We start from the raw sequence: 1,368 nt of genomic DNA, 5'->3' as shown, positions 1-1,368 counted from the left end.
CTCGGCCTTCTGATCGGGGGTGACGCCTTCGCGCGTCACCTTGATGTTTACATAGGGCATATCGGTTCCTTTCAGCTTTCGCGTTCAGTGATTTGGAAAATTTTGGCCATGATCCGCCATGCGCCATCGGTTCGCACAAGGGTCAGGAAGTCGATGAAATCTTTTGTGCCAATGGAGCACCGCACACGGGCAAAGGCGGTGTTTTCCCCCGCAAACTCTATGGAGTCGATCACATCACGCCGGGGTTCATCGCGCGCGGCAGGGGACACGCGCTTTGCCACCACCGGGAAATAGTCATCCATCGTGCGATAGAGCAACGGCGTTTCGTCCGCCGTTGCGTAGATCGCTTTTGGGTGAAACGCGGTTCCCAGCCTTTCAATGTCGGCGTGGTAGAGACCATCGAAATAGGTCTCTAGCACGCCGGTTACTGCGGCAAATGCAGTCATGCTGCCTGCTCCATCAGGCCCTCGGCAATCATCGCTTTGATCGAGGCGGGACGTGCCGCGATACGTGCGACGTAGCTTTGGGTTTTCGGATGCGCGTCAAGGCTCACTCCGACAAAACCTGCCCAATTGAGCACGACAAAGGCATAGGCGTCCGCAACGGTGAAGGTGTCACCCATGAGAAAGTCACGTCCGTCTGCGAGGCTTCGCTCGATATGAGCGGCCCGGCGTTGGACACCTGCGTCGGCCTTTTTGCGCCGCGCATCATCCAGCTCGACACCCGAGAAAAACGGCCCAAAGGATGTGTGCAGTTCTGACGACAAGAAGTTGAGCGTTTCCTGGAGCCGGGTGCGCGCCAAGGTGCCGTTCGGGGGCGCAAGGCCAGCATCGGGTGACTGATCCGCCAGATACTGAAGAACAGCGGGGTTTTCGGTGATGATATCGCCGTCATCGGTCACAAGCGCCGGAACATAGCCGTTCGGGCTGATCCTGAGGAAATCGCCGCCCGCTTCGGTCGTGTTCGCGTCGGTGTCTGTTTTGTCTAGGTCGAACGAGACGCCAAGTTCGTTCAGGATGATGTGGGATGCCATCGAGCAAGCACCGGGTTTGTAGTAAAGTTTCATCTGTCATAGCTCCAGTTGGTTGGGTTGATGGGCCAGAGATGGCGCATTCAATAACCGTTGACAACTTGGTTTCTAGGGGATACCCAATTATCCAGTTACCTCAAAGAAACCTGGTCACCCAACATGCCCCTCAAAGTCCGCAGGAACCAAAGCCCCGATCCGCCACTGCCATGTATGCTGACGCATTGCATGGCCGTGATCTCAGGCGCGTGGGCGGCCAACGTCATCTGGTCGCTGCGTGCCGGCCCGCGCCGCTTTAACGAGTTGCGCACCGACATTCCGCCAATTTCGGCCAAGGTGCT

Annotated in this window: 3 protein-coding genes; 1 reads left to right on the top strand and 2 read right to left on the bottom strand. The window is 57.4% G+C overall.

The window, feature by feature from the left end; translation table 11 throughout:
• Positions 1-71: 71 nt before the first annotated feature.
• A complete protein-coding gene (locus BUB78_RS19980) occupies positions 72-446 on the bottom strand; it encodes a nuclear transport factor 2 family protein (protein ID WP_073201181.1) in 375 nt (124 codons plus the stop codon).
• Positions 443-1,066: a glutathione binding-like protein gene (locus tag BUB78_RS19975; RefSeq protein ID WP_073201179.1), complete on the bottom strand. Its 624-nt coding sequence runs from the start codon at positions 1,064-1,066 to the stop codon at positions 443-445. The genes BUB78_RS19980 and BUB78_RS19975 overlap by 4 nt, the downstream gene beginning before the upstream one ends.
• A gap of 123 nt (positions 1,067-1,189) precedes the next feature.
• On the opposite strand from BUB78_RS19975, the gene BUB78_RS21645 reads away from it, so the two are divergent.
• Positions 1,190-1,368: winged helix-turn-helix transcriptional regulator (locus BUB78_RS21645; RefSeq protein WP_139279421.1), on the top strand; the 179-nt coding region annotated here is incomplete at its 3' end.

This window comes from Roseovarius marisflavi, assembly GCF_900142625.1.
Classification (GTDB): domain Bacteria; phylum Pseudomonadota; class Alphaproteobacteria; order Rhodobacterales; family Rhodobacteraceae; genus Roseovarius; species Roseovarius marisflavi.
The sequence above is the reverse complement of the archived record's forward strand: the minus strand, read 5'-3'. Positions and strand labels throughout refer to the sequence as shown.

What these genes read in the sequence shown, in the direction of transcription:
- BUB78_RS19975 (WP_073201179.1), bottom strand. Translation starts at nt 1,066, where the DNA reads ATGAAACTTTACTACAAACCCGGTGCTTGCTCGATGGCATCCCACATC.
- BUB78_RS19980 (WP_073201181.1), bottom strand. Translation starts at nt 446, where the DNA reads ATGACTGCATTTGCCGCAGTAACCGGCGTGCTAGAGACCTATTTCGAT.